25 protein-coding genes are annotated in these 26,981 nt (G+C 37.4%); 6 read left to right on the forward strand and 19 right to left on the reverse strand.

Translation table 11 applies throughout. From position 1 onward, the window contains the following. The first annotated feature begins 7 nt into the window (after nucleotides 1-7). On the forward strand, nucleotides 8-367 hold the full coding sequence (locus tag ACFIMM_RS08695) for a hypothetical protein (RefSeq protein ID WP_375611849.1): 360 nt from the start codon (nucleotides 8-10) through the stop codon (nucleotides 365-367). 277 nt (nucleotides 368-644) lie between these two features. On the opposite strand, the gene ACFIMM_RS08700 is transcribed toward ACFIMM_RS08695, so the two are convergent. Continuing rightward, complete coding sequence (locus ACFIMM_RS08700; protein ID WP_375613282.1) at nucleotides 645-1,637, reverse strand: SIS domain-containing protein; 993 nt, start codon at nucleotides 1,635-1,637, stop codon at nucleotides 645-647. 39 nt (nucleotides 1,638-1,676) lie between these two features. Continuing rightward, the gene (locus ACFIMM_RS08705) at nucleotides 1,677-2,567 is read right to left on the reverse strand and encodes a UTP--glucose-1-phosphate uridylyltransferase (protein ID WP_375613281.1); all 891 of its coding nucleotides are present in this window, start codon (nucleotides 2,565-2,567) and stop codon (nucleotides 1,677-1,679) included. 265 nt (nucleotides 2,568-2,832) lie between these two features. On the opposite strand from ACFIMM_RS08705, the gene ACFIMM_RS08710 reads away from it, so the two are divergent. After that, the gene (locus ACFIMM_RS08710; RefSeq protein ID WP_375613280.1) at nucleotides 2,833-4,089 is read left to right on the forward strand and encodes a lytic murein transglycosylase; all 1,257 of its coding nucleotides are present in this window, start codon (nucleotides 2,833-2,835) and stop codon (nucleotides 4,087-4,089) included. A 14-nt stretch (nucleotides 4,090-4,103) separates the two neighbouring features. Then, complete coding sequence (locus ACFIMM_RS08715) at nucleotides 4,104-5,180, forward strand: SGNH family hydrolase (RefSeq protein ID WP_375668325.1); 1,077 nt, start codon at nucleotides 4,104-4,106, stop codon at nucleotides 5,178-5,180. 162 nt (nucleotides 5,181-5,342) lie between these two features. Here ACFIMM_RS08715 and ACFIMM_RS08720 read toward each other — a convergent pair whose 3' ends face one another. Continuing rightward, nucleotides 5,343-7,367, reverse strand: a complete 2,025-nt coding sequence (locus tag ACFIMM_RS08720; RefSeq protein WP_375632269.1) for a M3 family metallopeptidase — start codon at nucleotides 7,365-7,367, stop codon at nucleotides 5,343-5,345. A gap of 549 nt (nucleotides 7,368-7,916) precedes the next feature. Here ACFIMM_RS08720 and mgtE point away from each other — a divergent pair. The 3 genes from mgtE to ppa all read left to right on the forward strand — a co-directional run bounded on the left by mgtE (nucleotide 7,917) and on the right by ppa (nucleotide 12,979). Beyond that, the gene (gene mgtE / locus ACFIMM_RS08725) at nucleotides 7,917-9,293 is read left to right on the forward strand and encodes a magnesium transporter (protein ID WP_375627668.1); all 1,377 of its coding nucleotides are present in this window, start codon (nucleotides 7,917-7,919) and stop codon (nucleotides 9,291-9,293) included. A gap of 1,260 nt (nucleotides 9,294-10,553) precedes the next feature. After that, nucleotides 10,554-12,380: a translational GTPase TypA gene (gene typA, locus ACFIMM_RS08730; RefSeq protein ID WP_375682816.1), complete on the forward strand. Its 1,827-nt coding sequence runs from the start codon at nucleotides 10,554-10,556 to the stop codon at nucleotides 12,378-12,380. Between the two features lie 68 nt (nucleotides 12,381-12,448). Then, nucleotides 12,449-12,979 (forward strand): inorganic diphosphatase, encoded by a 531-nt coding sequence (ppa, locus tag ACFIMM_RS08735; RefSeq protein ID WP_375613276.1) that lies wholly within the window; start codon nucleotides 12,449-12,451, stop codon nucleotides 12,977-12,979. Nucleotides 12,980-13,030: 51 nt separating this feature from the next. Here the strand turns inward: ppa and ACFIMM_RS08740 are convergent, their stop codons facing one another. From ACFIMM_RS08740 to ACFIMM_RS08815, 16 genes are all read right to left on the reverse strand, one after another. Then, nucleotides 13,031-13,345 carry a DUF167 domain-containing protein gene (locus ACFIMM_RS08740; protein WP_375611858.1) on the reverse strand — a complete coding sequence of 105 codons (315 nt, stop codon included), beginning with the start codon at nucleotides 13,343-13,345 and terminating at the stop codon, nucleotides 13,031-13,033. A 22-nt stretch (nucleotides 13,346-13,367) separates the two neighbouring features. Next, nucleotides 13,368-13,661, reverse strand: coding sequence for a YggT family protein (locus ACFIMM_RS08745; RefSeq protein WP_375611859.1), 294 nt, complete (start codon nucleotides 13,659-13,661; stop codon nucleotides 13,368-13,370). 325 nt (nucleotides 13,662-13,986) lie between these two features. Beyond that, nucleotides 13,987-14,547, reverse strand: a complete 561-nt coding sequence (locus ACFIMM_RS08750; protein WP_273790632.1) for an invasion associated locus B family protein — start codon at nucleotides 14,545-14,547, stop codon at nucleotides 13,987-13,989. 99 nt (nucleotides 14,548-14,646) lie between these two features. Next, nucleotides 14,647-15,174 carry an RNA pyrophosphohydrolase gene (locus tag ACFIMM_RS08755; RefSeq protein WP_375611860.1) on the reverse strand — a complete coding sequence of 176 codons (528 nt, stop codon included), beginning with the start codon at nucleotides 15,172-15,174 and terminating at the stop codon, nucleotides 14,647-14,649. Nucleotides 15,175-15,213: 39 nt separating this feature from the next. After that, the gene (locus ACFIMM_RS08760; RefSeq protein ID WP_273790634.1) at nucleotides 15,214-16,524 is read right to left on the reverse strand and encodes a S41 family peptidase; all 1,311 of its coding nucleotides are present in this window, start codon (nucleotides 16,522-16,524) and stop codon (nucleotides 15,214-15,216) included. Beyond that, a complete protein-coding gene (locus ACFIMM_RS08765; protein ID WP_375611872.1) occupies nucleotides 16,514-17,758 on the reverse strand; it encodes a murein hydrolase activator EnvC family protein in 1,245 nt (414 codons plus the stop codon). The genes ACFIMM_RS08760 and ACFIMM_RS08765 overlap by 11 nt, the downstream gene beginning before the upstream one ends. A 133-nt stretch (nucleotides 17,759-17,891) precedes the next feature. Beyond that, a complete protein-coding gene (rlmH, locus tag ACFIMM_RS08770) occupies nucleotides 17,892-18,374 on the reverse strand; it encodes a 23S rRNA (pseudouridine(1915)-N(3))-methyltransferase RlmH (protein ID WP_375611861.1) in 483 nt (160 codons plus the stop codon). Between the two features lies 1 nt (nucleotide 18,375). Continuing rightward, nucleotides 18,376-18,762, reverse strand: a complete 387-nt coding sequence (gene rsfS / locus ACFIMM_RS08775; protein WP_375610572.1) for a ribosome silencing factor — start codon at nucleotides 18,760-18,762, stop codon at nucleotides 18,376-18,378. 111 nt (nucleotides 18,763-18,873) lie between these two features. Next, nucleotides 18,874-19,467 (reverse strand): nicotinate-nucleotide adenylyltransferase, encoded by a 594-nt coding sequence (locus ACFIMM_RS08780; protein WP_375681871.1) that lies wholly within the window; start codon nucleotides 19,465-19,467, stop codon nucleotides 18,874-18,876. Between the two features lie 29 nt (nucleotides 19,468-19,496). Beyond that, nucleotides 19,497-20,753, reverse strand: coding sequence for a glutamate-5-semialdehyde dehydrogenase (locus ACFIMM_RS08785; RefSeq protein ID WP_375627674.1), 1,257 nt, complete (start codon nucleotides 20,751-20,753; stop codon nucleotides 19,497-19,499). A gap of 45 nt (nucleotides 20,754-20,798) precedes the next feature. After that, complete coding sequence (gene proB / locus ACFIMM_RS08790) at nucleotides 20,799-21,938, reverse strand: glutamate 5-kinase (protein WP_375675710.1); 1,140 nt, start codon at nucleotides 21,936-21,938, stop codon at nucleotides 20,799-20,801. Between the two features lies 1 nt (nucleotide 21,939). Beyond that, the gene (obgE, locus tag ACFIMM_RS08795; RefSeq protein ID WP_375682815.1) at nucleotides 21,940-22,965 is read right to left on the reverse strand and encodes a GTPase ObgE; all 1,026 of its coding nucleotides are present in this window, start codon (nucleotides 22,963-22,965) and stop codon (nucleotides 21,940-21,942) included. A gap of 173 nt (nucleotides 22,966-23,138) precedes the next feature. After that, on the reverse strand, nucleotides 23,139-23,867 hold the full coding sequence (locus ACFIMM_RS08800) for an RlmE family RNA methyltransferase (protein WP_375682814.1): 729 nt from the start codon (nucleotides 23,865-23,867) through the stop codon (nucleotides 23,139-23,141). Between the two features lie 29 nt (nucleotides 23,868-23,896). Beyond that, complete coding sequence (locus ACFIMM_RS08805) at nucleotides 23,897-25,207, reverse strand: Ppx/GppA phosphatase family protein (protein ID WP_375682813.1); 1,311 nt, start codon at nucleotides 25,205-25,207, stop codon at nucleotides 23,897-23,899. Between the two features lie 904 nt (nucleotides 25,208-26,111). Then, on the reverse strand, nucleotides 26,112-26,717 hold the full coding sequence (locus ACFIMM_RS08810; RefSeq protein WP_375611868.1) for an invasion associated locus B family protein: 606 nt from the start codon (nucleotides 26,715-26,717) through the stop codon (nucleotides 26,112-26,114). Then, a partial coding sequence (locus ACFIMM_RS08815; RefSeq protein WP_375692698.1) for a YadA-like family protein occupies nucleotides 26,714-26,981 on the reverse strand: 268 nt, incomplete at its 5' end. The genes ACFIMM_RS08815 and ACFIMM_RS08810, both read right to left, overlap by 4 nt.

The following is a 26,981-nucleotide window of genomic DNA, read 5'->3' on the forward strand; positions in this document are numbered from 1 at the left end:
GCAATAAATGAAACATACCTATCATATTTTATGTCTTACAATTACCGCCTTGCTGTTAAGTGCCTGTAACTTTTCGCGATATTATAACTCAAATATGCCAACTGGAATTGATGGAAAATGGGTTGATGAGAATGGTATTATTTCTTCTTTCCACAATGGTGTTTTTGAAACGCATGCAGCAGATACAGAAGAAAAACTATCAGAAGGAGCATATAATTATCTCAATGCCCAAAATATAGAAATTGAAATACGCTCTATTCTCCGTGGAACAATTTCTAGAGTCAATTGTACAATGTCATATGACGCCACACAACTTCTCTGCACCTCACATACAGGAGCACAGTTTTTCCTTAAGCGGAAATCTTAACAAAGTACAAGGGAAACCTCTCTTAAGAACAGAGGGAGCACACACATTAAGCAGGAGGCGATATCCTTTCTCCTCCTGATAGAAAATCCTCTCTAAAATACGCAAAGAGGCTAGTATAATCTTTACCCTGAAAATTTTCTAAACATTATGAAATGCGTAAAATAATCATTTTCTTCCACAAAATATCAGTAAAGCCACCTCACAATAAAATTGTAACTTTGTATCATTCAATCTATTTCAACCTAAAATAACATTTTATTTGATAGGGAAGCTTAATCTAAGCAGCGCCAATGCGCAAAAGATCATGAAAATGAACAATTCCTATCGGTTTTTTATCTTCAACCACAAAAAATGCACCAATCTGATGATCATTAATAAAAGCTGTTGCTGCACCAACAAGTGTATTTGGCTTTACAACTTTAGGAGCTTTGGTCATCACCTCGTCAACATTAAATTTTGATAAATTAAAATGAATGTTACGTGCAAGATCGCCATCAGTTACAATTCCGATTAGTTCACCTTCTTGATTCACAACACCAACACAACCAAAATGTTTTTCCACCAAAACATTCATCGCTTCAGTCATAGCTGTTCCCTGCATAACCAAAGGAATATTATCACCCTCATGCATAATATCACACACGTATTTAAGGCTTGCACCAAGAGAACCACCAGGATGATATATTTTGAAATCCGTTGCGGTAAAACCACGCATTTCTAAAAGAGAAACCGCTAATGCATCTCCCATTGCCAATTGCATAATTGTTGAAGTTGTAGGGGCTAAACCATGGGGGCAAGCCTCTTCTATCTTTGGTAATAATAGTACAATATCAGCTTGTCGTCCTAACACAGAGTGCTTACTTGATGTCATCGCAATAAGGGGGATACGAAAACGCGCCGCATAACTTATAATACCACTTAACTCTTGAGTTTCACCAGACCATGATAAAGCAAGAATAACGTCATCAGAGCCAATCATACCAAGATCACCATGATTGGCTTCTGCAGCGTGAACAAAAAAGGCAGGTGTTCCAGTTGAGGCTAAGGTTGCTGCAATTTTTGTCCCTATATGACCACTTTTTCCAAGACCAGTAATAACCACATGTCCACGAGCATTTCTAATAGTTTGAACAGCCGCTTCAAAAGAAGAAGAAAGACTTTCCAGAAGAGCTTTTTCAAGAGCTTCAAGCCCCTGCTTTTCACTAGCAAGTGTTTTAAGCGCTGATGCTACTGCACCTTGCAAAGCCATATGAGGAGACGATATTGTCATAATCAAATTCGATCAATAAAATTAAGTGAGAGATCTATATCACTTTTCGACATTAATGGTTTCTAGTAAATTTTTCAATGAAGCAGAAACGTGGCTGTGCATATCAGCGCGTGCCAAAGAAAATGCAACGTTGGCTTCAATAAAACCAGCTTTAGAACCGCAATCAAAAGTGCGCCCTTTTACTTGCAAACCCCAAAAATCTTGCTCATTTGAAAGCCGTATCATAGCATCTGTTAATTGAATTTCATTTCCTGTTCCCCGTTCTTGAGTGGAAAGAATATTAAAAATTTCTGGCTGCAAAATATAACGTCCATTGATGTACAAATTTGATGGTGCCGTACCTTGTGCTGGTTTCTCTACCATTTTTGTGATTTCAAAACCATTTGCAATCTGTTTGCCTTTCCCAACAATACCATATTTATGTGTTTCTCTAGGATCGCATTCCTGAACTGCTATAATATTTCCCCCACCCACCTTTTCATAAAGGCTCATCATTTCAGAAAGACAGCCCTTTTTCGCTTGTATCAACATATCCGGTAATAACAAAGCAAAAGGTTCCCCTGCAACTAATTCACGTGCACACCAAAGAGCATGCCCTAATCCCAAAGGTTGTTGTTGCCGAGTGAAAGAAGTTGACCCTGGTAATGGCTGTAAACGGTATAAATGTGCAAGATCTTCTTTCTTTCCACATTCAGCAAGTGTCGTATATAATTCAACTTGCTCATCAAAATAATCCTCAATAACGGCTTTGTTACGTCCAGTTACAAAAATAAAATGCTCAATACCAGCTTCCCTCGCCTCATCCATAACATATTGAATAACAGGTTTATCAACAACTGTTAGCATTTCTTTAGGAATCGTTTTTGTCGCAGGAAGAAAACGCGTACCAAGACCTGCTACTGGGAATACTGCTTTCCGGATTTTACGCACACTCACCCTCCTCAATGAATTCATATAACTTTTTTGTTTTATTTATCATATGTTTTTACGAAATGGTAAAAAAGATATCTTATTGTTTTGATTATCATTATAATGAGCAATAAAAATGTAAAAAGAGTCTGAGAATTTATTGAAGGGATTAAAACGTATTATTTATTTCAGTTTTTTCCTCTTCTTGATCATATTATCGATTAAACTAAATACAAAATAAAGTTATTGCACATCTAATGAATTGAATATTAATGGGGATTTCAAAATGCAAAAAACAGAATTGAAGACTTTCTCTTTTTTAGAGAAGTCAATAGCTTGGAGAACTCTTCTCACTGGCTCTGCCGTTATTTTTTCTGCTTTTTTAATGTTTTTTGCACCCCTTTCATATGCTGATAGCGGATTTAAACACTGGATTAAAGAATTTAAAAAAATAGCTATTGCTCACAATATTACCCCCTCTACGTTTCATATGGCGTTTAAAGGTGTTAATGCCATTGATCCAGAAGTTCTAAAAAGCGCCGCATACCAACCGGAATTTGTTGCTCCTTCATGGAACTATTTCGATAATCGTGTCCATGATATTGCAATTGAGGAAGGACGACGCCAAACTCAAAAATGGAACAAATGGCTTCTTCAAATTGAAAAACGTTTTGGTGTTGATCGCAATATTCTGCTTGCTATTTGGTCAATGGAAAGCAACTATGGGAAGGTTTTAGCTAATAAAAGTGTAATGCGTGATACCATTCGCTCTCTTGCAACTTTAGCCTATGCTGATAAAAAACGTGCAAAATATGCATATACACAGCTGATTGCTGCTATGAAAATTCTACAAAGTGGCGAAATTAAACGCTCTCAACTCACTGGATCTTGGGCCGGTGCATTGGGGCATACACAATTTATTCCAAGCAGTTATCTCGCCTATGCAGTTGATATGGACCAAGATGGACGGCGTGATATCTGGAACTCTGTTCCAGATGCTCTGGCTACTGCTGCTAACCTTCTCCACAAAAATGGCTGGCAACCTAATCTTATTTGGGGAGTAGAGGTAAAAGTGCCGCAGGGGAAAACCCTTCCTGAAGGCTGGTATTCCTTTGAACAATGGAAAAAATTAGGTGTAAAACACGCAAATGGGCACCCTCTTCCTACATCAGCTGAACAAGCAATATTAAAATATCCAGATGGAGCAAAAGGACCTATATTTTTAGTCACAAAAAATTTCTTTGTTCTGAAACATTATAATAATGCAGATCGTTATGCGTTTGCTGTTGGCCTTCTTGCTGATCGCATTGCTGGACATCCTAGATTGGTAAATGATTGGCAAAGACCTTTTCAACCTCTTACTTTCCAGGAATGTAAAGAACTACAATCTCGCTTAAGTGCACTGGGCTATTATAAAGGGAATGTTGATGGAAAAATCGGAACAGCTTCTCGCAAAGCAATTAAAGCTTTTCAACTGCGTCACGGTCTAAAAGCAAATGGATATCCATCATCTCAAGTGCTTTTTCTCCTTCGCAAACAATAAGGGAGACTAAATTTTTGTCTTCTTTTCGCCTGATATACTTGACATTATTGCTGTTTTCACTTTCTATTGTGGGGATCTTACAGCCATCCCCAAGTAAAGCAACGAACTTCTTCAAATGGTTGTCACAACAAAACAAACAGACACAGCAGCCACCGCAAATTATAGAACAAAAAATAGACAAGCCGCAAAAAAAGATCGTAACACAAAAAAACATACAAAAGCTAAAAAATGAGAATGCAAAGCGCATTCTTGTCATAGGGGATTTTGCAGCTTCTGCTGTTGCTGATGCACTTAAGAAATTTTTTATAAATAATAGCGATATCGTTATCATGAACAACACAATGCCAGCTTCCGGCTTAGTTCGAACGGATTATTATTCTTGGCAAAGCAATATTTCTAAACTCATTGATCAAAATAGCCCCGATGTTATTATCATGATGATCGGTGCAAATGATAATCAACCCATCACAGACTCTCATAACATGATTAACACAGATCAGTCAGAATGGATACGCATCTACAAACAAAGAATTATCGAAATTACTGAAAGTCTTCACGCCTCTGGAAAATCATGGATATGGATAGGTCAGCCTTCTTTTGGAAATGATCTTTTGACACAAAAAATGAAAATTTTTAATGCGCTCTATAAACAAGAAACAGAAACAGCAGGAGGGTATTTTCTCGATATCTGGAGCGGCTTTAGTGATGAGACAGGAAATTTTTCTTTTTCAGGCTATGATATTAATGGAAAAATAACCAAATTACGCACCAATAATGGCATGCATTTCACCCCTGAAGGAAAGAAAAAACTTGCCTCTTATTTAGAAAAACCATTGAAAAATATTTCAAATTTTTATGCCTTTTCTCATGAAAATTCTTACTCAACCGATCAAGTTATTCAAAAACTTATACAAGAATCAGAGAATCAAGAGCGGAGTAAAATTATGCGTCAGCCTCCAATGAGCCTCGATGATATGGCACAAAAAAACACTCACCTTTTAGGCAAAAGAAAGTCAAGTTTTATAAAAAAATCATGGTTTCCACCAAATGGGCATCAAAAAGATCGAGCTGATAATTTTTCTTTCCCATAATGTCTATTTAAAATACAAAATCTATTTTCCTCTATAAACAAAAAGCGAATAAGATAAAAAACTCTGTTTACAGAGCTATAATGAAGAGAAAATTTGCATAAATCGCAACTGTACCTTTCGAATAATATGAAAACGGCATGGTGTTAACCATACCGTTATATCTTATAGTCCACGTTTGTTAATCATTGCCTCTGGTAAAGGCATTCGTCCCCGAAAAGCTTTATAAAGCTCCTCTGGATCACGACTTCCTCCAGCGGAGTAAATAAAACGTTTCAACTTATCAGCAAGCTCTGAATTAAAAACATCTCCCGTTTCTTCAAAAGCTTGAAAAGCATCAGCATCAAGGACTTCCGACCACATATAAGAATAGTAACCAGATGCGTAACCATCCCCCGCAAACACGTGCATAAAATGTGGGGGACGATGACGCATAATAATTGTATCAGGCATTTGCAGCTTTTCTAATTCTTGGCGTTCAAACACTGTTGGATCAGTGACTGTTTCGCCTTGATGAAAAGCCATATCCACTAAAGCTGATGAGATAAATTCAACGGCAGAAAATCCTGCATTAAATGTCTGTGCTACTAAGACTTTATCTATCAACTCTTGTGGCATAGGATGGCCTGTTTTTGTATGTATAGCATAAGATTTTAATATCTCTGGTACTGTTAACCAATGTTCGTAAAGTTGAGAAGGTAGCTCAACAAAATCACGTGAAACAGATGTTCCCGACACAGATGGCCATGTGACATCAGAAAGCAAACCATGCAATGCATGTCCAAATTCGTGGAAAAGCGTACGTGCATCATCAAGTGATAAAAGAGCAACTTCCCCTTTAGGTGGTTTAGCAAAATTACAAACATTGTAGATAATAGGCTTTTGTCCGCCATCCAATTTATGTTGTGATTGCAAACTACTCATCCACGCACCGGAGCGTTTTGAAGAACGTGCAAAATAATCACCAATAAAATGCCCAAGTAGACTTCCATCAGACTTTTTTACTTCCCACAAACGTGCATCAGGATGCCAAAGTGTAACAGCGTTTTTTTCTTCAAATGTAATGCTAAAGAGTTTTTCGGCTACCCCAAAAGCCGCTTTAATCATAAGATCAAGCTGAAAATAATATTTAATCTCAGCGCTATCGAAAGAAAGTTTTTCAGTGCGAAGCTTTTCAGCATAATAACGCCAATCCCAAGCAGCTAAAGATTCATTGCTGCCCTGATTGTTGGCAAAATTTTGTAAGTCAATTTGCTCAGTAGAAGCTTTCGCTCTTGCGCGCTTCCATACAGGCATAAGCAAATCCATAACGGAATCAACACTTTTAGCCATAGTATTATCGAGCTTCAAATCTGCGAAAGATTTATATCCCAATAATTTAGCCTGCTCATCTCGAAGCGCAACAATCTCTACAATAATTGTTTTATTATCATTCTTGTTATTATTTTCACCACGTTTAGCCCAAGCTTGGAATGCAACCTCACGCAAATCACGACGATCAGAAAATTTTAAAAAAGGTTCAACAATCGAACGTGCTAGTGTTAATGCATACGCTTCTTCATTGCCTCTTTCACACGCAATTTCCTTCATTGAAGCAATGAGATCTTGCGGTAAACCAGATAAGTCTGTTTGTTTTAAAAACAGAATCCATTCAGCTTCATCATTTAAGACATTTTGTCCAAAAGTAGCATTTAAAAAAGCAAGTCTTTCATTAATTTCCAAAAGCCGTTTCTTAGCTTTTTCATCGAGTTTTGCCCCATGACAAACAAACTTTTTCCACCATAATTCAAGAACACGTGTTGTTTCACTCTCAAATGTGCCCAACTGCGACTGTTTATAAAGCATATCTATTTTCGCAAATATCCGCGCATCCATCATCATTTTTGAAGAATAACGAGAAAGTTTTACAACGAACTCTTGCTCTAGCTGTTGAATTAATACATTCGTATGAGCACTGGTGCGTAAGAAAAATATTGAACAGACACGATCAAGCGCTTTGCCGCAAAGCTCAAAAGGCTGCAAAAAATTCTCAAGCGTTGGTGGTTCTTGCACCATCGCAATTGCCTCTAGTTCTTCTTCTGCTTCTTGAAGTGCCTGTTCAAAAGCGGGTTTAAAATCTTCGTCACTTATAGAAGAAAAATCAGGAAGACCTAAAAATCCCTTCCAGTCCAGCACTGCTGCTTTTGTCATAATACTTTATGTCTCCATTATAAATTTAAACTGTAACAATTATCTTTACGACACAAATTGATAACATACTAAAACTATTTCGTGAGTTTCAAAACTACCTTTCAAAACCCTATTGAATAAAAAAACCTGAAAATCGTAAAGTTCTTTCATTCAAACCATATTATATTGAAGCAATAAAGATTATTCGCTCGCACATCACAATAGAATTGCATATTAACAAAAACACTTGGAGAAAAGCATAATCTCCACTCTTTATAAAATATTGCTTTAGATTCTTTTGAAAATCGCAAACTACATTAAAGAAATGATGGTAAAATCAGAACTGATTTTTACATTTACGTTTTTATATTATCCTCAAATTAAGCTGTATTCTCGTTTTAGTGATTCAGAAACTTGTTTATAACTTATAATTTATCCTTGACTTTACTTCAAATATTAACAATTGGGAATATAGCTGGGGAGTTTTTTTAAATCTTCCATAAACTTTTGTTTTTATCTCATCTATTATCTAGATTTACAACTCTCCAACTCTTCAGGAGGTACTTTATCATGACTGAAATCAAAACGGCCTTCGACTTCAAAAAATTTTCTCCTGAAGCTCTCGCTGAAAAGTTAAAGAACCAGCATTTTGCAGACTCTATTGATATCATCAATGAGCTCGATATCATGGAACGTGTAACTATTCTTAGTCTTCTGCCTCTTGATTATGTTATCGAACTTTTTGATAAACCAGAGCTTGAGCAACCTGCTGCCATCCTAGAACTTCTCCCTATAAATCGTGCTGTTGAAATTCTTGATGGCATGTCTGCCGATGCTGCTGCAGACGTCTTTCAAGAAATGGATAAGGAAACCCGTACACGACTTTATGCCTTGCTTAACCCCTTAACGCGCGCTGAACTTAAAAAACTCACCAGTTATCCTGATCATACAGCAGGAGCACTGATGACAACAGAGTTTATAGCCGTTCCTTCAAACTGGACCATACAAAAAACTTTGGATCACATTCGTGAGGTCGAGCGAACACGTGAAACAGTTTATACCAGCTATGTAATTGACCCCAAAACAGGTACTCTTCTCAAAGCTGTTTCCCTGCGTAACCTTATTCTTGCCTCACCTGATGAACAAATTCTTAATGTCCCTACCCATGACTCGCCCATTACAATATCACCTTTCACACATCATGAAGATATCGCACGCCTTTTCCAGCGCCATGATCTTCTCTCTGTGCCTGTAGTTGATGAAAGTAACCATGTCATTGGCATTGTAACCGTTGATGACGTGCTTGATACTATGGTCGATGAAATGAATGAAGATGCCTATAAATTTGGGGGTATGGAAGCACTTAATAAGCCCTATATGCAAATTAAGTTTCCTGAAATGATGAAAAAACGCGGAGGCTGGCTCGCTTTACTCTTTATCGGTGAAATGCTGACAGCAAGCGCTATGCAACATTTCGAAACAGAACTCGAAAAAGCGATTATTCTTACACTGTTCATACCTCTCATTATGAGCTCAGGAGGAAATTCCGGCTCACAGGCTACATCCCTTATTATCCGTGCATTGGCTTTACGTGAACTCACGTTGAAAGACTGGTGGAAAGTGATCATTCGTGAAATTCCAACAGGACTATCCCTTGGTCTCTTACTAGGAATTATTGGTGTTACGCGCATTGCTCTTTGGCAAAAACTAGGTATCTACGACTATGGCCAACATTGGATTGCTATTTCGACAACAGTGGGTACAGCTTTAGTTGGAATCGTTACCTTTGGTTCTCTTTCTGGATCTATGTTGCCTTTTATTCTTAAAGGTTTAAAATTTGATCCAGCAAGTGCTTCTGCTCCTTTTGTGGCAACTTTAGTAGATGTCATGGGCATTATAATCTATTTTTCTGTAGCTTCTCTCATTTTGTCAGGAACTCTTCTTTAAACATGTAAAGTAAAAACTCTTACTTATGGAAAAATCTTGTCATGTAACCTAAGATTCTTTCCATAAGAGAATAAGCTTTATTATTTATTTTCTAGCGCACCGCTCTATAGATAATTTATTATTTTTTTGAATAACAGCTCCGAATAACGTAATTTTACCTCATCATAAAGCTTCTCATATTAAATCGATTAAAGTCATCTTCTTGCCAGTCACAAACGAGATCGGTGTATGTCTAAAAACTATTCAAGAAAAAATAAAATACTTCTTATATCCTCTCTCTCTCGTATCAAAAACTGGCGCAATATTGACAGCTGAGAAAGAATAATCATGATGATACTCAACAGGCTTTATATTTCTTCACAAAGGCGTTAATAGTATACTATTCGCGTATATTATATCATTTATGAGCTCTATCATGGAATGGATGTAGTGTACGTTAAGCAATCTCTCTTAAGTACATGAATATGCAACAAAAAGTATATGCTGTTTAAAGTGTTCTGTTTGGCATGAAAAGCATACTCCTATTAGAGAGTGCAATTAACAAAAGTAAGGCAATGCACTATCTCCATGGTTTAAAAGATATTACTTTAGATGCTTTTGAAATTATAAATTGGATTAACAGCAAAGATGGGAATTTTCTTTGGATGCCTTCATATTCTTTCTAAATAAGACTGTATTCCGGGTTCATAAATAAATCAAACAGATATAACTCTTGCCCTAATCTGGCATACAAAAGCTAGAACTTCTTATAAAATTCTTAATCGTCTCAATATTTACCTCAAATACACGATTGCATTAAATCTGGATTTTGATTGACAAGTTATAGAATAAGAAAAAGCTTTATTTAGAATAAGAATGTTGTACAGTTGTCAATAAATTGGCTATGGATTGAGAGATATTCCGGATTTTTATTAATCTCTTTGCAAAACAACAACAATAATATGGCTAGCTTTATACTTACTCTTACAAGAGCTCATATAAATTCCTTGTGTCATATTGATAAAAATCAAGTTGACGGTGATTTTTTGGATAATTCTTAGCTCGAGAATAGAACATACGTACTATAAAAACTTTTACGAAGCTTCAGAAATTGAAGCTCAATAGAGCCTTAAAGACTTGGATAAATAGTTTTGCCATAAAAATATTGCCTCCATCTTCCAAAATTATAAAAAAACATGTAAAAGGTTTTCTAATAGTCAGGCAAAGAATGTAAAGACTTTACCTCAAATGAAATTTCATTAAACGAAAAGAAGAAAATTTATGCAATTGCGTAACATTGCCATCATTGCCCACGTTGACCATGGGAAAACAACGCTTGTAGACGGGCTTCTCAAGCAATCAGGAAACTTCCGTGATAATCAGCGTACAAGCGAACGTATGATGGATTCAAACGATATTGAGAAAGAACGCGGAATTACAATCCTAGCGAAAGTGACATCTGTTGTTTGGAAAGATACTCGAATTAATATTGTTGATACACCAGGACACGCCGACTTTGGTGGAGAAGTTGAACGCATCCTCAATATGGTTGATGGAGCCATTGTACTTGTTGATGCTGCTGAAGGACCGATGCCACAAACAAAATTTGTCGTTGGCAAAGCATTGAAAGTAGGATTGCGCCCTATTGTTGCTATTAATAAAATTGACCGACCGGATGCACGCGTTGATGAAGTCATTAATGAGGTTTTTGACCTTTTCGCTGCTCTTGACGCAACCGATGAACAGCTTGATTTTCCTATTCTTTATGGATCTGGACGCGATGGATGGATGGCGGAAGCCCCTGAAGGACCAAAAGATCAGGGATTAGGTCCTTTATTTGATCTTGTGACGCAGCATGTCCCTTCTCCTAATGTAGCAGAAGGACCGTTTCGCATGATTGGAACTATTCTTGAAGCGGATCCGTTTTTGGGACGAATTATTACAGGACGGATTCATTCTGGCTCTTTGAAACCCAATCAAAATGTCAAGGTTCTTGGACAAGATGGAAAACTTTTAGAAACTGGGCGTATTTCAAAAATTTTAGCGTTTCGTGGCTTAGAACGGCAACCTATTGAAGAAGGAAGTGCTGGTGATATTGTTGCGATTGCAGGTCTGCAAAAAGGTACCGTAGCTGATACTTTCTGTGATCCTACTGTCAATGAACCCCTTACTGCCCAACCAATTGATCCTCCTACTGTTACTATGAGTTTTCTCGTCAACGATAGTCCCCTTGCTGGAACTGAAGGCGATAAAGTAACAAGCCGTGTCATTCGTGACCGATTGTTAAAAGAAGCAGAAGGCAATGTCGCTCTTAAAATTGAAGAATCAGCCGATAAAGATTCTTTCTACGTTTCAGGACGAGGAGAATTACAGCTTGCAGTTCTCATTGAAAATATGCGCCGTGAAGGATTTGAACTTAGTGTTTCACGCCCACGTGTTGTTATGCAAAAAGATGAAAATGGAATAACTCTTGAGCCAATCGAAGAAGTTGTTATCGATGTTGATGAAGAATATTCCGGTATTGTTGTACAAAAAATGTCTGAACGTAAAGGCGAAATGGTGGAGTTACGTCCTTCTGGAGGTAATCGTGTCCGCCTTGTCTTTTATGCCCCAACCCGAGGACTCATTGGTTATCAATCTGAACTTTTAACGGACACACGTGGTACAGCAATTATGAATCGCCTTTTCCATGCTTATGAACCTTATAAAGGAGACATTGCTGGTCGTGTTAATGGTGTTATGATTTCAAATGACAACGGTGAATCTGTCGCTTATGCTCTTTTTAATCTTGAAGATCGTGGACCTATGATCATCGATGCGGGTGTGAAAGTCTATCAAGGTATGATTATTGGCATCCACTCACGAGATAATGACTTAGAAGTTAATGTGTTAAAAGGAAAAAAACTCACCAATATGCGCGCTTCTGGAAAAGATGAGGCCGTAAAGTTAACGCCTCCCATTAAAATGACGTTAGAACGCGCCTTATCGTGGATACAAGATGATGAGCTTGTAGAGGTAACCCCTAAAAATATTCGTCTCCGCAAGCTCTATCTTGATCCTAATGAACGTAAACGTTTTGAAAAAACACGTGCATCAATTTCAAATTAATTTCATAATCTCTTTGGTAAAATATTTAATTGTATTGAGCCTCACTATATTCCAGAAAGGATGTCTCTATGAATATTAAGGAAATACCCGTAGGCAAAAATCCACCAGAAGATATTAACGTTATTGTGGAAGTCTCCCTTGGTGGGCAGCCAATAAAATATGAGATGGATAAAAAGTCGGGTGCATTATTTGTTGACCGTTTTCTTCATACATCAATGGTTTATCCTGGAAATTACGGTTTTGTCCCTCATACGCTTTCAGATGATGGTGATCCTATTGATGTCCTTATCTGTAATACCCGTCCACTTATGCCTGGTTGTGTTATCAATGTTCGCCCCATCGGAGCTCTAATGATGGAAGATGATGGTGGTAAAGATGAAAAAATTATTGCCATTCCCACTACAAAATTAACAAAACGCTATATCAATATTCATGACTATACAGACCTGCCCGAGATTACACTCAAACAAATTGAACATTTCTTCAAGCATTACAAAGATCTGGAACCTGGAAAATGGGCTAAAATTGAAGGATGGCGTGATAAAAACTTTGCTCATGAATTAATTAAGCAAGCTGTTGAGCGCAATAACAAAATATAACGATTTAATAAAATAAAGCCTATTTTTTATAGGCTTTGTTATTTATTTTTTCTACGAGATGTAATCTCTAAAGGATTGCCATATCTGTTTTAGCTCTTCTAAATGTGTTGAAAAGTAAAGTTGTTTGTAGCGAGATATTGCACCGTTTTTCAGAGAAATAGAAGAAGATGGGATTCTCCACTGCTTCGCAAGAAATTTAATGAGAGCTTTATTCGCTTTTCCATCTTCAGGAACAGCACGAAGGCGTATAACCAGATATTGTTTTTCACCATCCCTACATTCAACCCCTATTATTTTGTCAACAGATGATTTTGGAATGAGATATACAAACAAAATCAAGTTATTTTTATCAACTTGATAAAACATGTATTCGCCTCAAGTAATATTTCTATACATACATGTTTGCGTAAACGCGCCACATAAAAGTACGAATAAAATAAATAATAATGAACACTACAATAGGTGAAATATCAATCGTTCCAAAATTTGGTAAAATTTGCCGGATACGGCTTAGAACGGGATTTGTAAGACGATATAGAAAGCTTCCTATCAAAACAACAAAGCGATTGCGCGAATTTATGATATTAAAGACATAAAGCCAAGAAAAAATGACACTCGCGATTAAAATATCAATATAAATCTCAAAAATCAAATCAATCGTTCGAAGCAATGCATAAATCATGCGTCATCCCTTTCAATCAAGGAAACAGAAGAGCGTATAGAAAACCTTCATTAAAGCAGGTCTGTGTATCAAAAAATGGTTTTATATTTCAATACTCTTTTTTCTTGAATAAAAACAGACATCTAAATTCTTCATCTCTCTATTTAATGACGATGCAGTTAGAAAACAAATATCAAAATTAAAAATAGCACATAAAATAGAAGAAACGGCAAAAAATCTGAATATCCCTTATAGGATTAATCTTAAATCTCATCGTTTTAATTATTAATTATAAAAAACAAACAAACTAAAAACGGCCTTTTAAAGGCCGCTTTTAGTTTTAAAATTATTTCTGCAAAGCAGTCAAACGATTAAGAGCACTGCTAAAACCATCTAGCTGAACAAATAAATCATTCAAAGCTGGTTCACCTGCAGCAGCAATTGTCATCGCCAACTTTAACTGTTTTCCAGAACGTAAAGCTGCTACGTGATTTTTGTCAAAAACGACAGGAACCACACAACCTGCTGGTACACAAGTCCGGATACCGGTTTCGATAACAGCTTTTCCCTCATCAACTTGTAAACGAACAGGTTTAGAAACCAAAATGCCAAAAGGAACTGTTAAATTACCAGATACAACACCCTCAGCATCGAGAGTAAGGCCCATAGCCACAACAACACGCCCCTGCTCATTTACTTCTTGACGGTGCATAAAACAAATTCTTTTCCCTTCTTGTATACCACAGTTAATAGTCCACAAACCGTAGGTTTCAGTCAAAGAAGAAGCTCCATTTGGCAATGTCGCTGCCGCATCTTTTGATGCAGGAGGCTTTGAACTTGTTGCAAATGCAACAGATGAAATACTCAAGAGAGTAAAAACTATAAGTAAATTAAATAACTTTTTCATTTTATATTCCTGTTCTTCACATAAAAGATAAACATGTTTATTATTTATTATAATATAAAGCATCTTAATAAAAAAAGCTTTCTCATAATCATATAGCTTTTATAATGGTCTAAGGCTACCTCGAAATTCGCTGACAACTTTCGTATAAACGTGCTTTTTAAAAGAAACAGCAATCAACGGAAGGGTTTCTAGATCAATCCATTTCCATTGATCGAATTCCGCTTTATTGCCATCTGGTGGCGGATTAATCGCAATTTCAGAAAGCTTTCCTGTAAACTGGAAAGCAAACCATTTTTGTATTTGCCCACGATATTTATTTGTTAATGTGCACCCAATAAGTTCTTGTGGAAAATCATAATGGAACCAATTTTGTGCTTCTTTAATCAACTTTACAGATCGAATACCCGTTTCTTCATAAAGTTCACGATATGCCGCATCTAATGGTTTTTCATCTTCATCAATCCCTCCTTGAGGAAGCTGCCAACGATGAGATATGTCAATATCTGCATCTGCATGAATGGGCATCATTAAACGACGCCCAACCCACACTTTCCCCTCATGATTAAAGACAACAATCCCAACACATTTGCGATATGGAAGAATCTTCAAATTAATATCTGCATCCATTTAATATTCCTCAAAATCGCAAGCTATAGATATCAATTCTCACTTTAACACATCCTTATTGGGATCTGGTGGAAATGCTGCATTTGCCATTTCACCTCGTAACAGTTTATAAGCCTCATTCAATTGAATATCATCTTTAGGGTCTTTGGGAACAAAAGCAGCTGAACCAGATCCTTTATTACTCTCTCGTTTTCCTTTGATATGTCCTTTTAATGCAGACTCACCAACTTTTACATCATAACCTTTATATTTTTCAGGGAGTGGTTGCTCTACAATAATATCAGGTGTGATCCCTGTTCCTTGAATAGAAGTGCCTGATGGCGTGTAATAAAGTGCTGTTGTTAAGCGTAAAGCCCCATTTTCACCCAAAGGAATAATTGTTTGAACAGATCCTTTACCAAAAGACTGCGTCCCTAAAATTGTTGCACGACGATGATCTTGCAGTGCACCCGCAACAATTTCAGAAGCACTTGCTGAACCACCATTAATAAGAACAATGAGCGGTTTTCCATTAATGACATCACCTGGCTTCGCATCAAATCTTGTCACATCACTCTTTTTGCGCCCACGAGTCGACACAATTTCACCTTTATTGAGAAAAGCACTCGAAACATTAACAGCTTGATCTAAAAGCCCACCGGGATTAAGCCGCAAATCAAGGACGTAACCTTTTAGCTTATCTTCAGGAATTTTAGATTGGATATCTTTAATTGCCGCTAGAAGATTATTTAATGTCTGTTCAGAAAACTGGATAACTCTTAAATATCCAATATCACCTTCAACCCGATATTTCACCGCTTTTACTTTGATAATATCACGAACAATCTTCACTTCAAATGGCTTATCAACGCCAGAACGAATAATTGTTAAGGTAATTGGTGTTCCAGGAGCACCTCGCATCTTATTAACAGCTTCATTCAATGTTTGACCATTCGTTTGTACATCATCAATTTTTGAAATAAGGTCTCCTGCTAGAATACCTGCTTTTGAAGCGGGAGTATCATCCATTGGTGAAACAACTTTAATTAAGTTTTTTTCCATAGTGACCTCAATACCAAGACCTCCGAACTCTCCTTTCGTAGAATCCCGCATATCCTTGGCTTCTTCAGCATTCAAATAAGATGAATGAGGGTCCAGTGATGTGAGCATGCCATTGATAGCATTTTCAATAAGCTTTTTATCATCTGGAACTGTAACGTATTGCATACGCACACGCTCAAAAACATCGCCAAATATAGCTAGCTTTTTATATGCATTATCTTCATTATTCGCAGCAACAGACTGCACCATAATCATTGAACAGGCGCCGAGCAATACCCCAGCGACCAAAAGAATAACTTTACGAATCATTTTGGCTCCTTCTTATTTTTTCAGTCTGCCACCAAGGAGTTGGATTTACAGGTTTTCCCTGCTTTCTAAACTCAATGTAAAGCATTGGAGAAGTTTTTCCTATATCCAATGCAACACTGTTTGAAATAAATTGCATTTCCATTATACCCAGAGGCTCACCTGAAAGAACAAACTGCCCCTGTTTTACATTAATTCTCGACATTCCAGTAAGAATGATATGATAACCATTTCCAACATTGAGAATGATTAAATGTCCGTAAGAACGAAATGGCCCAGCAAAAGCAACAAAAGCATCCACAGGTGATATAACAACAGCTCCTGACTCTGTTTCTATCGTTTCACCAAAGCGCGTAATCTGCGAACTTTTGTTAGAGTGATGTATTCTTTTTCCTGAAACAGGAAAAAGTAAAGAACCTTTTCGGCTTTCAAAATTGGACTGTTCTAACAATTGCAAACTTTTCCGTACCTGTACTGATGCATCAGAGCTAAGTTTTGACTGACGGTCGAGCTCTAAAATCAATTCTTCTAAAGACTGCGCTTTTTTAGCAAGAGCAATATTTTTTTGTTGCTGTTCTGTAAGTTCTTTTTCTGATTTTTTTTGTAGTTTGTTTTTTTGGTCTAATAAAAGCTCTAGACGTTTTCGCTGCTCTGCTTGATTTTGCAGCTTTGTCTTTAATGCCTTATATTCCGTAGTAATGGAATTACTCAAATTGGTCAACTCCTTGAGTTTTTCTGTTAAATCTCGTGTTTTCTCTTGCATCTGAGGAATAACGGTACCTAATAAAACAGAACTACGTATAGAAGCCAACGCGTCCTCTGGCTGTATCATAAGAGCAGGAGGCGGATTCAATCCCATACGCTCCAAAATTGCAAGAACTTCCGCAAATTCAGCACGACGATTTTTTAAACGTTGATAGACTTGTACCCGCTTTTCTATCATTTTTTTAAGCTTTTCTTCCCTTTTAGCAATATCATCTGCTACTATACGTTCTTCTTTAGCCGCCTTTATGAGTGCATCACTCAAAACACGTTGATCTTTTTTTAAATGCTCAACTTGATGCATAAGAAAAGCAACACGCTCACGCGAAAGTGAAATATTTTGGCGAATTTCTCCTAATTCTTTATGGACTTCCGTACTCCTCATTGTATCTTCCGCATGCGATACAGAAAAGCAAAAAAATATACTCAAGAGCAGAATGACAAATATGACGCACTCCTCATATAAATATAGCATCTTTCTATGAAGAAGCTTTTTCATTTGCAAAAACCATGACACCTCATCGTATACATTAGAGATGCTTTAAATGGTGTCAGCTAAAACAATATTAATAAACATATAAATAAGTGCTAAAAATTGAACAAAAATATTAAAAACGATGATACGGATGATTATTTTCAATTGTTACAGCGCGGTAAAGTTGTTCTGTAAGAAGAATACGTGCAATTTGATGTGGCCACGTCATCAAACCAAAAGATAAAAGAAAATCAGCACGCTTCCTTATTTGTTCATTATGCCCATCAGGTCCTCCCAAAGCAATGACGACATCTCGAATGCCCTCATCACGATAACGCCTCAATTTTTCAGAAAAAGAAATTGACGAAATCGATTCTCCACGCTCATCTAACACAATTAATCGACATTTTTCAGGTAAAAATTCAATAAGTTTTCTCCCCTCTTCCTCCATACGTTGATAAACTGTTTGAGCACGACTTTCTGGTATCTCTTGTAACTTTTTTAAATGAAAGCCTACATCTCCAGAAATTTTAGAAAAACGATCCAAATAATGCTGAACTAATTTTTGCTCCGCCCCACTTTTCATACGACCAACCGCAAAAATAGAAATTTGCATTTTAATGATCTCCGAAGAGAAGCAAAGCCGTATCGTTTAAATCCGGCGTCATCCATATTTTTTCTAAATTATAAAAAAGACGAATTTCTGGACGAAAAAGATGAATGATAATATCACCTGTATCAATCAATACCCAGTCACCTCCAGCAAGCCCTTCTACACGCGCAAGCCCCTGCCCACTATCTTTCCAAGTATGTAATAAATGATCAGCAACAGACGATACATGACGCTGCGAATTTGCTGAAGCTATGACCATATAATCAGCCAAAGATGACTTCCCTCGAATATCAATAGCAACAATATCTTCTGCTTTTGTATCTTCTAAACTCTTGAGAATAACTTCAAGACTCTCACTAACAGAAAAAACTTTTTTTTCTTTTGAAGGCATAGTATCGTAAGAGTGTTTGTGTGCAATGTTTTTCAGATCAATATCCTTTCTTATCGTTGTGGAATCTAAAAAAGAGACTTCTCTAAAGAGAAACAGAATCTTATGAAATGTTCAAGAAAAATCATTCTTCTTCAAACGAAGGTTTGTTGAAGATTGAAAAGATAAAGGTCCATGCAAATAAGTCCAAACTGGTGGCTTGATAAAAGGTAATCGCTTACTTTCTCTCTCATCCAAACGAAAACGGCGATAAATATGTGCCATAGGAGAGGAAAGTGCTGACCAATTGCCTAAAGGACGATCAATAATCGCAATAGGAAGCATAGAGACGATATCATGCCATCGATACCAATGATGTATCGTCGCAAAACTATCTGCCCCCATAATCCATACAAAATTTACGCCACTGTAATGGGTAAGAATATGAAAAATCGTATCTACTGATACTTTGCTCCCTATAGCCTGTTCAAAACCTGTCAAGCGAATTTTCGGATGGTCAATAAGTTTAAAACTTAATCGCATTCTCTCCTCTAAAGGGAGCAACTGTGTACAATCCTTTAAAGGATTTCCTGGAGTGATCATCCACCATAACTGATCAAGATGCAAACGCCGAATGGCAATTTTTGCAACAAGAAGATGCCCCGCATGCGGTGGATTAAAGGAACCACCAAAAAGACCCACAACATTAGATCTTTCAACATGTGGCATACAATTTTTCCATGGAAAAAATGGTGTTCTCAAGCTCTAACCTGACCATTTCCTTTAACGTGATATTGAAATGATGTTAGCTGTTCAACACCTATGGGACCACGTGCATGCATTTTTCCTGTTGCGATACCAATTTCCATTCCAAAACCAAATTCACCTCCATCAGCAAATTGTGTAGATGCATTGTGCAATAAAATAGCTGAATCTAAATGATTAAAAAAATTCTTCACCACTTCCAAATCCTCAGCAATAATCGATTCCGTATGTCCTGATGAATAACGCTTGATATGAGCAATGGCTCCCTCAACACCCTCAACCGTTTTAACAGAAAGAATAGCATCAAGATATTCATGCGACCAATCTTCTTCAGAAGCTAATTTGACATCTGGCATAAGAAAAACAATATCTTCTGTGGCACGAATTTCACACCCCTTTTCCTGTAAAGCAGTTAAAACAGGAAGAAATTTTTTTAATGCTTGGCTGTCAATGAGAACTGTCTCAACAGCACCGCATATCCCTGTTCGCCGCAGCTTTGCATTTAAAACAATATTGCGTGCCATATCTAAATCTGCCGATTTATCAATATAAATATGACAAAGTCCCTCCAAATGAGCAAAAATTGGAACACGTGCATCAGACTGAACACGAGCAACAAGGCTCTTTCCACCACGTGGTACGATCACATCAATCGCTCCATCCAACCCTTTGAGCATTTCCCCAACGGCAGCACGATCTGTCGTTCCAACCATTTGGATGGCATCTTTAGGTAAACCAGAGCGCTCTAAACCTTGTACCAAAGCTAAATGAAGAGCATGAGAAGAATGAAAGCTATCCGAACCACCGCGCAAAATCGCAGCATTGCCAGCTTTTAAGCACAAAGAACTCGCATCAACTGTAACATTTGGACGACTTTCATAAATAATGCCAATCACACCAAGAGGTGTTCGTACACGACTTATATGAAGCCCATTTGGACGCGTCCATTCATCCATCACTTGTCCAACAGGATCAGATAAACGAGCAACTTGGCGAACACTGTCTATCATTGCACGTAAACGCAAATCATCTAATTTTAGCCGATCAATCATTGCAGCTTTCAAATTATTCTGAGCAGCATTCTCTAAATCTTGACAATTCGCCCGTAAAATTTCATCTGACTGAGCCTCTAAACTTAAAGCGATCATTTCTAATGCATTGTTCTTTTGCTCAGAAGAAGCAACAGCCAATGCTGCAGCGGCATAGCGTGCTTTTTGTCCCATATCTTTCATTTTTTCTTCTAAAGTCATCGTAACATCCACTCTGCCAAAACAATAAAAACAAAAGTAACTTTTTTAAACAGAATTGATCAAGAAACGTACAATCATATCATTACGATGCACCATAGCAGAGCGCGCCTCATACCCAAGAATAGCTTCGATTTCTTCACTTTTATGTCCTATAATGCGTACAGCCTCATCTTTGTCATAGCTTACAAGTCCACGCGCAATCTCAACTCCATCTGTACCAACAATTGCAACCGTATCCCCACGCTGGAAATTTCCCTCAACGCCAATAACCCCTGCAGCTAATAATGATTTTCCTGATTCAAGAGCCCTAATGGCTCCTTGATCAATCGTCAAAACACCAGATGGATCTAAATGACCAGAAATCCATGTTTTCCAAGCATTGACAGATTTCTTACTTGCCGCAAAAAAACTCTTGCGTTCACCTTTGTCAATTGCAGCAAGAGGATTCATACGCTTGCCTGAGGTGATAATCATCGCCGTTCCAGCAGCATTAGCTATTTTTCCGGCTTCAAGCTTAGTCTTCATTCCTCCCCGTGAAAACTCTGAAGCAGCAACATCTGCCATTTTTTCGATATCATGCGTAATGGATGCAACAAAAGGTATAAATTCAGCCGTAGGATCACTATGGGGAGACTTTGTATAAAGACCATCAATATCGGATAAAAGTATTAAAAGATCTGCCCTCACCATTGTTGCCACACGTGCAGCTAAACGATCATTATCACCATAACGAATTTCAGTTGTTGCAACAGTATCATTCTCATTAATAACAGGCACAGCTCCCAAATATAAAAGCGTCTCAATCGTTGCACGTGCATTGAGATAACGCCTTCGCTCCTCCGTATCAAATAAAGTGAGCAAAATTTGGCCTGTTTTGAGCCCATGTTGAGCAAGCGCATCACCATAGGTTTTTGCTAACTCAATTTGCCCCAAAGCAGCACATGCCTGGCTTTCTTCCAATTTCAAAGCCCCTTTAGGAAGCTGTAGCAATGTCCTTCCTAAAGCAATAGCACCTGAAGACACCAATAATATCTCTACGCCTCCTTTGTGTAATTCAACAACATCATTGATCAAGCTTTTAAGCCATTCAACCCGTAAACCTGCCTGAGGATCAACCAAAAGGGCAGATCCAATCTTGACCACAATACGTTTATAGTGTGTAAGTTTTTGCGATCCAACAGCCATCTCAATCAACCTTGCTATCCCCACTGATCTCCTCTTTGCGTGACATTTCAATAATATGTGCACCAGCACGCAGCACATTTTCTAAACCTTCGCGGCTAACCGCAGAAAACATCATAACAGGTTGATCCGTTACTCTTTGCAAAGCTTCATGTTTCGTTTTACGCTCTTCATGAGCGAGAGTATCTATCTGGCTTAAAGCTACAATTTCAGTTTTATCACTTAGATTATTTCCATATGCCTCAAGTTCATGACGCACAATTTGATATGCTTTTGCAACATCTTCTTCTTGAGCAGAAATCAAATGAAGGAGGACACGACAACGTTCTACATGTCCTAAAAAACGGTCTCCAATTCCTACACCTTCATGCGCTCCTTCAATCAATCCCGGAATATCAGCCAAAACAAATTCACGACCATCAATACGTACAACACCAAGATGAGGATGTAGAGTGGTAAAAGGATAATCTGCAACTTTTGGTTTTGCAGCCGTTACAGAAGCTAAAAAAGTTGATTTTCCGGCATTTGGTAAACCAACAAGCCCCGCATCAGCAATCAACTTCAAACGAAGCCATATTGCACGCTCTTCTCCAGCCAAACCTGGATTTGCACGACGCGGTGCCCGATTTGTCGATGTTGTAAAGTGAAGATTGCCAAAACCGCCATTCCCTCCTTTTGCAAGGCGATAGCGCTGTCCCACTTCCGTTAAATCACATATTAACGTTGTATTATCTTCTTCAAAAATTTGAGTCCCAACCGGAACTTTAAGGATGACATCATCACCCTTCTCACCCGTCATATTACGCCCCTTGCCATGTCCCCCTGTTTTTGCTTTAAAATGCTGTTGGTACCGATAATCAATCAGCGTGTTAAGTCCATCAACAACAAGAGCCCAGACATCACCACCCCGTCCTCCATTCCCTCCATCAGGCCCCCCAAATTCTATGAATTTTTCACGACGAAATGATACTGCTCCAGAACCTCCATTACCAGAACGAATATAAACTTTAGCTTGATCAAGAAATTTCATTGGAAGTACTCACTGAGGAATCAATCTCTTTACCTCTATAGGCAATACATTAGTTTTACCAGTTTTTCATCATTGATAACAGAAAAACTGTCACTATCGCCGATAACTCTTTGAGAAAAAAATCATCACATCTAAATAGGTTAAGTAAAGTTAAATCTTCTTAAAAGAAGGCGCTATTCTTGAATGTTTGTTTTTCCCTTAAATTCAAGTGCTAGAAGATAAAGCTCTACTGATTCTGATCGGCTTGCGGGTGGTTTAACATGATAGACTTTTTTAAAATGCTGTTTTAGTGTCGTAAGAAGAGTGTTTTCTGCTCCTCCTTGAAAAGCCTTTGCTAAAAAATGTCCCCCAGGCTTAAGAACCGAAAGAGCAAAATCAGCCGCAACTTCACATAAATAAATCGTTCTTAAATGATCCGTCTGACGATGACCTGTTGTTGGCGCTGCCATATCAGAAAGAACCACATCCGGTTTTGTCCCTAAAGTTTCAATTAATTTCTGCGGTGCATCTGTATGCAAAAAATCCATTTCCAACATGGCAACTCTAGGTAATGGATCAACATGTAAATAATCAATACCAACAACGCTAGGATCCTCATCACTTGACCCTACTATACGCTCAGCCACCTGACACCAGCCCCCAGGTGCTGCTCCTAGATCAATAACCTTTTGACCTTTTTTCAAAAACCTATAGCGCTCATTAATTTCAATGAGTTTATAAGCCGCACGCGAACGATACCCATCTACTTTTGATTGATGGACATAAGGATCATTCAGATGCCTCTCTAACCATCGTCGTGATGAAGCTTTAATGGTTCCTGCTTTCTTTTTTACGCGCTGATATAATTCATGTGACCCTGAACCTCCATAGCCACCTCTCGGTGTTTTTGTTGTTTTTTTCATCGTTATTCATTGTCTCCATATTTAATTCTCTAACGCTTGAAATCTCTGCTCTTTCTACGACGACACCATACTCCATCGCGTAACATCAGCTCTATCAAAATTCCTTCCCTTAATCCACGATCAGCAACTCTTAAACGCTGACTTGGCCAAACTTCCCGAATAACATCTAAAATTGCACAACCAGCTAAAACTAAATCTGCTCTCTCGCGTCCAATAAAAGGACTTATGACACGTTTTTCTATATCCCATGATAATAGGCGTTGTGTCATAAGTGTAATGTCTGCATCATTCATCCAAATGCCATCCACTTTTTTCCTATCATAACGCTCTAAATTAAGATACATTCCTGCTAAAGTCGTAACCGTACCGGAGGTTCCCAAAAGATGAAACTTCGAACCTTGTGCTAACTCTCCTAATTTATGACGATCTGAAAAATTATTTAATAACCCTCGCACATAGCTTTTCATTTTTTCAAAATCGTCTAAGCTAATATCATTCCCTCCAAAACGTTCAGCAAGCGTAACAACACCAACAGGAAGAGAAGTCCAAGCGATAATTTGTCGAGCTAAACGAAAAGAACGCTTTTGAGAAACATCCAGTAGCACAATTTCTGATGATCCTCCTCCAATATCAAAAAGCACAATTGCGTCAGTATTTGGTTCAACAAGTGTACTACACCCTGTAACAGCAAAACGCGCTTCTGTTTGCCGATCAACAATTTCCAATTCAAGACCTGTCTCCTCCAAAACACGCTGAATAAAATGTCTACCATTTTCTGCAGAACGACAAGCTTCCGTTGCAATCAAGCGATAACGCTTAATATGCCTTTGTTTTAGCTTTAAATGACAAATCTTTAATGCTTCAATCGCACGATCCATAGCTTGTGTATTAAGAAAACCGTTATTTATTAAACCTTCTCCCAATCGTACAATACGAGAAAAAGCATCAACAACACGAAAATATCCAGGTTTACTGGGAGATGCGATAAGAAGACGACAATTATTTGTTCCGAGATCAAGTGCCGCATAAAGAGGTGGAGATTTTACTGAATGGAACCGTCGAAGAAAAGGTGCTTTGAGTTTTTTTGTTTTTTGAGCACCTATCATTATCTGATTATGAAACTCAAAAGCTGCCTCAGATTGAACAAAAACCTGTTTCTGTTCATAATGTTTTTTTCTCTGTTGTCTCTTTATATCAACAAGGACAGAGTATGCCTCTGTTCGTGACAATGCAGAAAGATTATTTGTATTACTACCGCACTGATCATACAACTGATCTGCTTTGGTATCGTATATTTCTCCTTGCTTTAACTCTTTTGAACCATAATTTAACGGGGTCATGTCCCTTATCCCTTGAGCGTCCCCCAATAAATAAACGCGAAAACTCTTCTGCTCATTCCTAAATAAAGCAATAATGCAGCATCAAATGATATATACAAGAAATCATTCTTTCTTTTTCTATCATTAAAATTTTCTACACTAACATCATTCAGTTTTTTGTATAATCTTTCGGTTGTTTCCGTGAAATCATGCATCTCTTTATGAACTTAAAACTATAAATTAATCGTTTACGTTCACATCAATTTTTATAAATTATGCTCTTTTCTTGATACCATTCACACGGAGCACACCTCTATTGTAACAAACCTACACTATCATACTATTTGCTGACTCTTAAGGTTACAACAACCTATACATTAGTACGGTTTATAAGAAAAAAATTTTTTTTGTTATCCACACACAAACCTTGTTTGTTATATGCAATGAAATGGCTTTGATTATGCTGGAATAAAATTTCCGTAGTACTACAAAATGCAATTACAATAGCTGTTATTTCGTGAATACCAATAAAACCTATCGTTCAAAAAAAACTCTAGAATTATAAATTTATCTGAAAAATATTAATGCTTAATCAGACCGCTTTAAAAATCCATTTTAAGCTTAAAAAAAGAATTTAGTCTACTCATTATTGTAAGGAATAAATCGAGTATTTCTAATCTTTTTTACTTTTAATAACTAACGAAATCATTCTTTAAGCATTACGGGAAACACTAACTTTATTTTCTATTACATATAAATAACTTACTGTGACTTTATATTCATAAAACTCTCACTCTTTCCAATAAATCACCTCGATATCATATTATATAAAACTTCTTACTTATTTGACCTTATAATTTACACTCAGAAATATAATACAACAATTTATGGAAAAATGACTCTTGTTAAAAATACTCGATGAATTCTAAGGACGGAAAGAATTAAGTGCTGCATTTAACCCTTTAAATGGTACAGTAAAAGAAAATACCTTACCTTCTTTAGTTTTATAGGAAATACGTACCTTATTGTTCTGCTCTATTTGTTTAGTCAAAACCGGCCCTACAGGTGATTGTGCCAAACAAACCGTTTCATTACATTGCGTATAATTAATAAGAACAGGTTTTTTAACACCTTTTACAAACATTTGAATCGGAACATTTATATCAGAATTTGGCAATGTTCGAAAAAGCATCACTGCTTGACCACTTGTCGTAGAAACAAGAGACCAACTAAAAATGGTATTTCCTTCTTGATCATGAACCGTCTGTGTCACATTACATATACCTTGCTTATGTTTAAGCTTTTGTTTTTCGTCACAAATCAAAGTCCAATCATAAAACTGCATAATAATTCGACGTGTTTCGCCAGGTTCTCCCTTAGGTATCGATAAGTGCGGTGGATGCACTGTATAAATATTATTGTTCTCGTTGGCAAAGCTTTCGCTCTTGCCTATTAAGGCAAGAGCAAACAGCAGAACCTTTACTAACATACTTCTCGTTTTTACAATAACAGCCATTTTTTCTATTATCATCTCAACCTCAGAGTAATTCCAGCACCTATTCCCCAATGACCTCCAGCACTTGTCACAGATACATTCGAGCGAATATTTCCATCTTCAGATGTATAACCAGCACCAATAGCAAGTGCAGATTGACTGCGCCATAAACCACTCCCAAATGAAACACTTAAAGATCCTGGTATATCATAGTAACGTAAGTTGGACACCGCTAGACCAATAGCAGCAGCTTGTCTTGCTTCTTTCCGAACATCCTGAATAGCATAATTCAATGTCTCA

This window comes from Bartonella sp. AP258QHHD (assembly GCF_042196145.1).
Lineage (GTDB): Bacteria > Pseudomonadota > Alphaproteobacteria > Rhizobiales > Rhizobiaceae > Bartonella.

What these genes read in the sequence shown, in the direction of transcription:
- ACFIMM_RS08695 (WP_375611849.1), top strand. Translation starts at nt 8, where the DNA reads ATGAAACATACCTATCATATTTTATGTCTTACAATTACCGCCTTGCTG.
- ACFIMM_RS08700 (WP_375613282.1), bottom strand. Translation starts at nt 1,637, where the DNA reads ATGACAATATCGTCTCCTCATATGGCTTTGCAAGGTGCAGTAGCATCA.
- ACFIMM_RS08710 (WP_375613280.1), top strand. Translation starts at nt 2,833, where the DNA reads ATGCAAAAAACAGAATTGAAGACTTTCTCTTTTTTAGAGAAGTCAATA.
- ACFIMM_RS08720 (WP_375632269.1), bottom strand. Translation starts at nt 7,367, where the DNA reads ATGACAAAAGCAGCAGTGCTGGACTGGAAGGGATTTTTAGGTCTTCCT.
- mgtE (WP_375627668.1), top strand. Translation starts at nt 7,917, where the DNA reads ATGACTGAAATCAAAACGGCCTTCGACTTCAAAAAATTTTCTCCTGAA.
- typA (WP_375682816.1), top strand. Translation starts at nt 10,554, where the DNA reads ATGCAATTGCGTAACATTGCCATCATTGCCCACGTTGACCATGGGAAA.
- ppa (WP_375613276.1), top strand. Translation starts at nt 12,449, where the DNA reads ATGAATATTAAGGAAATACCCGTAGGCAAAAATCCACCAGAAGATATT.
- ACFIMM_RS08740 (WP_375611858.1), bottom strand. Translation starts at nt 13,345, where the DNA reads ATGTTTTATCAAGTTGATAAAAATAACTTGATTTTGTTTGTATATCTC.
- ACFIMM_RS08745 (WP_375611859.1), bottom strand. Translation starts at nt 13,661, where the DNA reads ATGATTTATGCATTGCTTCGAACGATTGATTTGATTTTTGAGATTTAT.
- ACFIMM_RS08750 (WP_273790632.1), bottom strand. Translation starts at nt 14,547, where the DNA reads ATGAAAAAGTTATTTAATTTACTTATAGTTTTTACTCTCTTGAGTATT.
- ACFIMM_RS08755 (WP_375611860.1), bottom strand. Translation starts at nt 15,174, where the DNA reads ATGGATGCAGATATTAATTTGAAGATTCTTCCATATCGCAAATGTGTT.
- ACFIMM_RS08760 (WP_273790634.1), bottom strand. Translation starts at nt 16,524, where the DNA reads ATGATTCGTAAAGTTATTCTTTTGGTCGCTGGGGTATTGCTCGGCGCC.
- ACFIMM_RS08765 (WP_375611872.1), bottom strand. Translation starts at nt 17,758, where the DNA reads ATGCTATATTTATATGAGGAGTGCGTCATATTTGTCATTCTGCTCTTG.
- rlmH (WP_375611861.1), bottom strand. Translation starts at nt 18,374, where the DNA reads ATGCAAATTTCTATTTTTGCGGTTGGTCGTATGAAAAGTGGGGCGGAG.
- rsfS (WP_375610572.1), bottom strand. Translation starts at nt 18,762, where the DNA reads ATGCCTTCAAAAGAAAAAAAAGTTTTTTCTGTTAGTGAGAGTCTTGAA.
- ACFIMM_RS08780 (WP_375681871.1), bottom strand. Translation starts at nt 19,467, where the DNA reads ATGCCACATGTTGAAAGATCTAATGTTGTGGGTCTTTTTGGTGGTTCC.
- ACFIMM_RS08785 (WP_375627674.1), bottom strand. Translation starts at nt 20,753, where the DNA reads ATGACTTTAGAAGAAAAAATGAAAGATATGGGACAAAAAGCACGCTAT.
- proB (WP_375675710.1), bottom strand. Translation starts at nt 21,938, where the DNA reads ATGGCTGTTGGATCGCAAAAACTTACACACTATAAACGTATTGTGGTC.
- obgE (WP_375682815.1), bottom strand. Translation starts at nt 22,965, where the DNA reads ATGAAATTTCTTGATCAAGCTAAAGTTTATATTCGTTCTGGTAATGGA.
- ACFIMM_RS08800 (WP_375682814.1), bottom strand. Translation starts at nt 23,867, where the DNA reads ATGAAAAAAACAACAAAAACACCGAGAGGTGGCTATGGAGGTTCAGGG.
- ACFIMM_RS08805 (WP_375682813.1), bottom strand. Translation starts at nt 25,207, where the DNA reads ATGACCCCGTTAAATTATGGTTCAAAAGAGTTAAAGCAAGGAGAAATA.
- ACFIMM_RS08810 (WP_375611868.1), bottom strand. Translation starts at nt 26,717, where the DNA reads ATGATAATAGAAAAAATGGCTGTTATTGTAAAAACGAGAAGTATGTTA.